General features: G+C 73.8%; 7 protein-coding genes and 1 pseudogene. 7 read left to right on the forward strand and 1 reads right to left on the reverse strand.

The window, feature by feature from the left end:
- The coding region (locus tag BKE38_RS01055) for a xanthine dehydrogenase family protein molybdopterin-binding subunit (RefSeq protein ID WP_165694087.1) at window positions 1–729 on the forward strand (729 nt) is incomplete at its 5' end.
- On the opposite strand, the gene BKE38_RS01060 is transcribed toward BKE38_RS01055, so the two are convergent.
- On the reverse strand, window positions 726–1,058 hold the full coding sequence (locus BKE38_RS01060) for a GIY-YIG nuclease family protein (protein WP_076955524.1): 333 nt from the start codon (window positions 1,056–1,058) through the stop codon (window positions 726–728). The genes BKE38_RS01055 and BKE38_RS01060 overlap by 4 nt on opposite strands.
- Before the next feature lie 76 nt (window positions 1,059–1,134).
- Between BKE38_RS01060 and BKE38_RS01065 the strand changes: the two genes are divergently transcribed.
- The 6 genes and pseudogenes from BKE38_RS01065 to BKE38_RS01090 form a co-directional block, all read left to right on the forward strand.
- A complete protein-coding gene (locus BKE38_RS01065; protein ID WP_076955525.1) occupies window positions 1,135–1,677 on the forward strand; it encodes a DUF2239 family protein in 543 nt (180 codons plus the stop codon).
- Window positions 1,678–1,730: 53 nt separating this feature from the next.
- The gene (locus tag BKE38_RS01070; protein WP_076955526.1) at window positions 1,731–3,185 is read left to right on the forward strand and encodes an alpha/beta hydrolase; all 1,455 of its coding nucleotides are present in this window, start codon (window positions 1,731–1,733) and stop codon (window positions 3,183–3,185) included.
- A 16-nt stretch (window positions 3,186–3,201) separates the two neighbouring features.
- Window positions 3,202–4,104: a LysR family transcriptional regulator gene (locus tag BKE38_RS01075; protein WP_076955527.1), complete on the forward strand. Its 903-nt coding sequence runs from the start codon at window positions 3,202–3,204 to the stop codon at window positions 4,102–4,104.
- Window positions 4,105–4,196: 92 nt separating this feature from the next.
- The gene (locus tag BKE38_RS01080; protein ID WP_076955528.1) at window positions 4,197–5,162 is read left to right on the forward strand and encodes a Bug family tripartite tricarboxylate transporter substrate binding protein; all 966 of its coding nucleotides are present in this window, start codon (window positions 4,197–4,199) and stop codon (window positions 5,160–5,162) included.
- A complete protein-coding gene (locus BKE38_RS01085; RefSeq protein WP_076955529.1) occupies window positions 5,162–6,166 on the forward strand; it encodes a zinc-dependent alcohol dehydrogenase in 1,005 nt (334 codons plus the stop codon). Before BKE38_RS01080 ends, BKE38_RS01085 begins: the two co-directional genes overlap by 1 nt.
- Window positions 6,163–6,798, forward strand: a pseudogene (locus BKE38_RS01090) (antibiotic biosynthesis monooxygenase); the annotation flags it as partial. The gene BKE38_RS01085 and the pseudogene BKE38_RS01090, both read left to right, overlap by 4 nt.

Here is a 6,798-nt window from a genome sequence, read left to right on the forward strand (position 1 = left end):
CGCGGCAGCGGCTTCGGCAGCGCCGGCTCGCGCTCGCTGTTCACCGCCGGCTCCGCCGTGAAGGTCGCTGCCGACCGCACGGTCGACAAGGCGAAGGACCTCGCCTCGGAGGCGCTGGAGGTGTCCGCCGGCGACCTCGAATACAGCCAGGGCCGCATCCAGCTGGCCGGCACCGACCGCGGCATCGACCTCTTCGAGCTGGCGGCGCGCCAGCCCGAGGGCCGCATCTTCATCGACAGCACCAGCAGCGTGTCCGGCCCCACCTGGCCGAACGGCTGCCATGTCTGCGAGGTCGAGGTCGATGCCGAGACCGGCCATGTCGACATTCTCTCATACGTCTCGGTCAACGATGCCGGGCGGGTGGTCAATCCGATGATCGTCGAGGGGCAGATCGCCGGCGGCGCGCTGCAGGGGCTCGGCCAGGCGCTGTGCGAGCAGGTGGTCTACGATCCCGAGACCGGCCAGCCGCTCTCGGCCAGCTTCATGGACTATGCCATGCCGCGGGCCGAGCTGGTGGCCGGCTATGTCACCGCCCTCGACCAGTCGGTGCCCTGCCGCACCAACCCGCTGGGGGTGAAGGGCGTCGGCGAGCTCGGCACGATCGGCGCGACGCCGGCGCTGGTGAATGCGGTGGCCGATGCCCTGGCCCGTGCCGGCAAGACCGAGGCGGCCGACACGCTGCAGATGCCGCTGACGCCGCCACGGGTCTGGGCGCTGATGGGCGGCTAAAGCCGCCCGGCGCCCAGCCTTTCCCGCCAGGCGGCGGCGCGCTCCGCGCGTGGCCGCCCGGCGAGCGGGCCGGCGCCCTCCTCCACCACCTCCAGCACCTCGAAGGCGAAGGCGTCGCGGCCCTGCGCCCTCCAGGCGCGCTGCAGCCCGGGCTCGGGATGCGTGCCCTGGTCGAGGGTGAAGGCCAGCCGGTTGCGCAGCGTCGCCAGGTCCGGCCAGTGCCCGACCCAGCTTTCCCCGGTCGCGGCGCAATGCAGGCGATAGACGCCGCCCGCCACCTTCCGCTCCTTCCAGGCAGCCACCGCCGCCCGCCTTGCCGCATGGTCCATGCCGCCCTCCAGATTTTTACCCTGGTAATAATCCTAGGGGCGTTTATACCCGGGTGTAAACAGGGATTGCTTGGCCATGACCGACCGCCGTTACGCCGCCTTCGCCGGCCTCCACAAGCTTGCCGAAGGGCCGCTGGCCGAGGTCGCGCTGGCCGTCCAGGCCGCCGCTGCCGCCGGCAGCGACGCCCCGCTGCTGGTCTTCGAGGACGCCACCGGCCGGGTGGTCGACCTCGACCTGCGCGGCACGCCTGAGCAGCTGCGCGCCCGGCTCGGGACGCCGCGCGGCAAGGGGCGGCCCAAGCTCGGCGTCACGGCGCGCGAGGTGACGCTGCTGCCGCGGCACTGGGACTGGCTGGCGGCGCAGCCCGGCGGCGCCTCGGTGACCTTGCGGAAGCTGGTCGAGCAGGCGCGGCGCGACGGCGCCCAGCAGCGGCGCGCGGCGCAGGAGGCCGCCTATCGCTTCCTCTCCGCCATGGCCGGCGACCTGCCGGCCTTCGAGGAAGCCAGCCGCGCGCTCTTCGCCGATGACCGCGTGGCGCTGGCGGCGCGGATGGCCGGCTGGCCGGGCGACGTGGCGGCGCATGCGCTGCAGCTGCTGGATGCGCAGCCGGAGCTTTGACTTGCGGTGCTGCCCTCCGGATGCTGGGGTCCGCGGCAGAGAGGGGCGGGGCGATGCGCAGGGCGCTGACACGTTGGGCGGGACGGGCCTTCCTGGCCGGCGGGCTGCTGCTGGTCGCGCTGGTGGCCTGGCGCATCTGGGACAGCGAGCGCGGCCCGGCGCTGGAGCCCTGGCACACCCATGTCCCGCGCGCCGAGCTTCTGGGGACCGCCCTGGCCCAGGCCGACTGGCCCGGCTGGCTGGCGGCCGAGCAGACGCTGTTCGACGAGGTGACGCGGGAGGTGATGCGGCCGGGCGGCGCCGAGGCCAATGGCGCGCTGAACCGCTACGACCCGGCCTCCGTCGCCTGCCCCTGCCGCATGCCGCGCGACTGGAACCGTTCCTATGTGCTGGAGCCCGCCGGGCCGCCGCGCGGCGCCGCCGTCTTCCTGCACGGGCTGACCGATTCCCCCTACAGCCTGCGGCATCTGGCCGCGCGCTACCGGGACGCCGGCTTCCTGGCCATCGCCATCCGCCTGCCCGGCCACGGCACCGTCCCGGCGGCGCTGACCGCGGCCGCCTGGGAGGACTGGCTGGCCGCCGCCCATCTGGCGACCCGCGAGGCGCGGCGCCGCATCGGCGCCGGCCTGCCGCTGCATCTGGTCGGCTTCTCCAACGGTGGCGCGCTGGCGATGATGCAGGCGCTGGACGGGATCGAGAGCCGGACGGCCGAGCGCGCCGACCGCCTGGTGCTGATCTCGCCGATGATCGGCATCACCCAATTCGCCCGCTTCGCCGGGCTGGCCGGGCTGCCCTCGGTGCTGCCGGCCTTTGCCAAGTCGGCCTGGCTCGGCCGGGTGCCGGAGTTCAACCCGTTCAAGTACAATTCCTTCCCCGTCCATGCCGCGCGGCAGAGCTACGAGCTGACCCAGGAACTGCAGCGGCGCATCCACCGCCTTCAGCTTGAAGGACATCTGGAGAGGCTGCCGCCCGTGCTGACCTTCCAGTCGGTGCTGGATTCCACCACCAGCGCGCGGGCGGTGATCGAGGCGCTCTATGCCCGGCTGCCGGCCAATGGCAGCGAGCTGGTGCTGTTCGACATCAACCGCGCAAGCCTGCTGGGCCCGCTGTTCCGCCGCTCGGCCGAGACCATGCTGGAGCGGCTGCTGCCCGCCGGCCCGCGCCGCTTCCGCGCCGCGGTGATCAGCAACGCGGCACCCGGCGATGCCGCGATGACCGAGGAGGTCACCGAGCCCGGCGCCGCGGCACCCGGGCCGGCGAGGCCGCTCGGGCTGGACTATCCGGCGGATGTCTATTCGCTGTCGCATGTGGCGCTGCCCTTCCCGCTGACCGACGGGCTCTATGGCGCGACGCCCGACCCGGCCGAAGGCTTCCCGCTGCATCTGGGCGCCATCGCGGCGCGGGGCGAGCGGGGCGCGCTGGTGCTCGGGCTGGATGCGCTGCTGCGCATGTCGTCGAACCCGTTCTACCCCTATCTGGAAGACCGGGTGGCTTCGCTGCTGCGCTGAGCCCATAACCGGTCCCATGCTGACGCTCCGCCAGATCGAGGTGCTGCGCGCCGTGCTGCAGGCCGGCTCGCTGGCCGGCGCCGCGCGGGCGCTCGGCATCGCCCAGCCGACGGTGACCCGCATCATCCGCCGCATGGAGGATGTGCTGGGCCTGGCGCTCTTCGACCGCAGCGGCGGCCGGCTGCACCCGACCGCCGAGGCGCGGCGCATGCTGGGCGAGATCGACCGCGCCTATGACGCGCTGCGCCATGCGGTGGACGATGCCGCCCGCCGCGCCCGGCTGGGCGGCGCGCGCTTCGAGGTGGGCGTCTCGCCCTCGCTGGGGCGGGCGCTGGTGCCGCAGGCCCTGGCCGGGCTGCTGCGCACGACACCGGGGCTGGCGCTGCGGCTCGACGTGCTGTCGGTCAGCCAGGTCGGCCCCTACCTCACCGAAGGCACCGGCGAGGTCGCGGTGACGCTGTTCCCGGTGCAGCAGGCCGGCATCCACAGCCAGCGCATCGGCCAGGGCCGGCTGGTGGCGCTGGTGCCGCACGGCTGGCCGCTGGCCGCGCGGCCCGTGCTGGCGCCCGGGGACCTGGAAGGCCAGCCGATCGCCGTCTTCGACCCGCAGGCGGTGCATGGCCGGATGATCGACGGCTTCCTGGGCCAGGTGACGCCCGGCGCGCGCCACCTGGTGCGCTTCGCGGAATCGGCCGCCGCCCTGGCCGAGGCCGGCATCGCCATCGCCCTGATCGACGCCTTCAGCGCCATGGCCATCCGGCCGACGCTGGTCTCGGTTCTGCCGACCACCGGCGAGGCCCGTTTCGAGGTGTATCTCCACCGCGTGCTGGACCGGCTGCAGGCCCGCTTCCTGCCGGAATTCGAGGCGCTGCTGGCCGCGGGCATCCTGTCCGCCGACAGCGCCCTGCCTCTGCCCTGAAGGCATACCCCCTGCCCGCTTTGGCCGTTGCACGCGGCCGCGCCGCGGCGCAATCAGCCGGAAAAAGCCGCTCCCCTGGAGGAACCAAGACGATGCTCACCCGCCGCGCCACGCTGGCTGCCAGCCTCGCACCCCTCGCCGCCCCGGCCCTGGCGCAGAATGCCTGGCCGGCGCGTCCGCCCAGCATCGTCGTGCCCTTCGCCGCCGGCGGCGGCGTCGATGTCGCCACCCGCACCATCGCCGAGGCCGCCGGCACCCCGCTCGGCCGCCGCCCGGTGATCGAGAACCGCGGCGGCGGCAGCACCATCCCGGCGACCCAGGCGGTCACCCGGGCGGCGCCGGACGGCTACACCCTGCTGGCGGTGCCGACGACGACGGTGATCAACCCGGCCTTCCGCGACGACCTGCCTTACGACTGGCGGAAAGAGCTGACCCCCGTCGCCCTTCTCGCCAAGCTGCCTTTCGTGGTGGTGACGCGGGCGGCCTCCCCGGTGAAGACCATGCCGGAACTGGCTGAATTCGTGCGGAAGTCCGGCAACCCGCTGACCTTCGGCTCCGGCGGCAGCGGCACGGTGGCCCACCTGGCCGGCGAGCTCTTCGGGCTGCGCGCCAAGGTGCCCACCCAGCACGTGCCCTATCGCGGCGAGGCCCCGGCCCTGACCGACACCATCGCCGGCAATCTGGAGGTGATGTTCTGCACCCTGGCCTCGGCGGCCGGGCAGATCCAGAGCGGCGCGCTGCGGGCCCTGGCCGTCACCGTCGCGGAGCGGGTGCCCAGCCTGCCGAATGTCCCCACGGTCGCCGAGCAGGGCTTCCCGAATTACGACGTCTCCGCCTGGGTCGGGCTGGCCGGGCCGAAGGACCTGCCCGCCGAGCCGATCGCCAGGCTGAACGCCGCCTTCGCCGCCGCGCTGCAGGAGGCCAGCGTGAAGGACCGCCTGGCCCTGCTCGGCGCCGTCCCCGCGGCGATGGGCCCGGCGGAGTTCGCGGGCTTCATGGAAGCCGAAGCGAAACTCTGGGCCCAGGTGATCGCCGACGCCAAGGTGCGGATGGACTGATGCTGGCGCTCCGAAAGACCGCCGCCGCCTCCGGGCTCGACTTCGCCGAGCTGGCGACCCCCGCGCCGGCCCCGGGCGAAGTGCTGGTGGCCGTCGAAGCCGCCGGCATCTGCGGCACCGATCTGCATATCGCCGACTGGACCGCCGGCTATGAGAGCATGACGGCCGCCATGCCGGTGACCATCGGCCATGAATTCGCCGGCGCCATCGCGGCGCTCGGCGAAGGGGTCTCCGGCTGGGCGGTCGGGCAGCGGGTGACGGTGCGGCCCTCCACCGTCTGCGGCGCCTGCCCGTCCTGCCGCGGCGGCGACCCGGATGGCTGCACGGGGCGGCGCGGCATCGGCATCGGCCGCGACGGTGCCTTCGCCCGCCATGTCCGGGTGCCGTCGCTGAACTGCGTCGCCCTGCCCCAGGGCCTGGACGCCGAGCTCGCCGCCATGGCCGAGCCGCTGAGCGTCTCGCTGCATGCCGCTGAATTGCCGGCAATCCGGCCGGGGGAACGGGTTCTCGTGCTGGGCCCTGGCCCGATCGGCCTCGGCATCGCCTTCTTCGCCTCGCTGGCGGGGGCGGAGGTCACGCTGGCCGGGGTGAAGGACATGCCGCGGCTGGAGCTGGCGCGGTCGCTGGGCGGCATCGCGACGGTCGACCTGGCCGAGGACTCGCTCGGGGAAGCAAGCTTCGACGTGGTCATCGAGGCCGCCGGCGTCGCCGCGGCGGTGACCGAGGGCCTGGCGCGGCTGCGGCGCGGCGGGCGCTTCGTGGTGGCCGGCATCCATGCCCGCCCGGCACCGATCGACCTGACCCGGCTGGTGCGGCTGGAACAGACGCTGCTCGGGGCCTATCGCGCCCCGATCGCCGATTGGCCGCGGGTGCTTTCTCTTCTCTCCCGCCATGCGGAGGCCGCCCGGAAGATGATCACTCACCGGCTGCCTCTGGCCGAGGCGCTGCAAGGCTTCGACCTGCTGCGCGCCCGCCAGGGCTGCAAGGTGATCCTGCTGCCATGAGCGATTTCCTGGCCCTCTGGAACGGCGTGACGCCCGAGCACGCCGCCGAATACGAGGCCTGGCACGGCACCGAGCATATGCCGGAACGCCTCGGCGCCCCCGGCTTCCTCAGCGCGCATCGCTACCGCGCCGAGCAGGGCGCTGATTTTTTTACTCTCTACACGGTCGAATCCCTGGCGGCGCTGGAAACCCCGGACTACGCCGCGCTGATGAGCCAGCCGACGCGCTGGTCGGCGCGGATGCGGCCGCATCTGACCGGCTTCCGCCGCCTGCCGGCCCAGGGCGTGCTGGTCGCCCGCCGCGCCCAGGGCGGCGCCATGGCCATGCTGCGCTTCGCCCGCCCCTTCGCCGAGCTGCTGCCGATCCTGCCGCGGCTCGAGGCGCTGGTGGCGGGCGACGCCCTGACCGGGGTGGTCTTCGGCGGCAGCCTGGCGCCGGGCGCGCCCTATGCCGTCTTCCCCGATGCCGTGCCGCCGGGGGTGGAGACTCTGCTGCTGCTGGAAGGCACCGAGCCCGCCGCGCTCGACGCCCTGGCGACCGGCCTGGCCGCCGAATGGCAGGCGCCGCCGCCCAGCCCCTGGCGCCTGCTGCAGCATCTGAAGCGCGCCGATCTGCCCGACCCGACCCTGCCC

Source organism: Teichococcus deserti, from assembly GCF_001982615.1.
Classification (GTDB): domain Bacteria; phylum Pseudomonadota; class Alphaproteobacteria; order Acetobacterales; family Acetobacteraceae; genus Pseudoroseomonas; species Pseudoroseomonas deserti.

Excerpts from the sequence above, each read along its gene's own strand:
- BKE38_RS01060 (WP_076955524.1), bottom strand. The coding sequence starts at position 1,058 with ATGGACCATGCGGCAAGGCGGGCGGCGGTGGCTGCCTGGAAGGAGCGG.
- BKE38_RS01065 (WP_076955525.1), top strand. The coding sequence starts at position 1,135 with ATGACCGACCGCCGTTACGCCGCCTTCGCCGGCCTCCACAAGCTTGCC.
- BKE38_RS01070 (WP_076955526.1), top strand. The coding sequence starts at position 1,731 with ATGCGCAGGGCGCTGACACGTTGGGCGGGACGGGCCTTCCTGGCCGGC.
- BKE38_RS01075 (WP_076955527.1), top strand. The coding sequence starts at position 3,202 with ATGCTGACGCTCCGCCAGATCGAGGTGCTGCGCGCCGTGCTGCAGGCC.
- BKE38_RS01080 (WP_076955528.1), top strand. The coding sequence starts at position 4,197 with ATGCTCACCCGCCGCGCCACGCTGGCTGCCAGCCTCGCACCCCTCGCC.
- BKE38_RS01085 (WP_076955529.1), top strand. The coding sequence starts at position 5,162 with ATGCTGGCGCTCCGAAAGACCGCCGCCGCCTCCGGGCTCGACTTCGCC.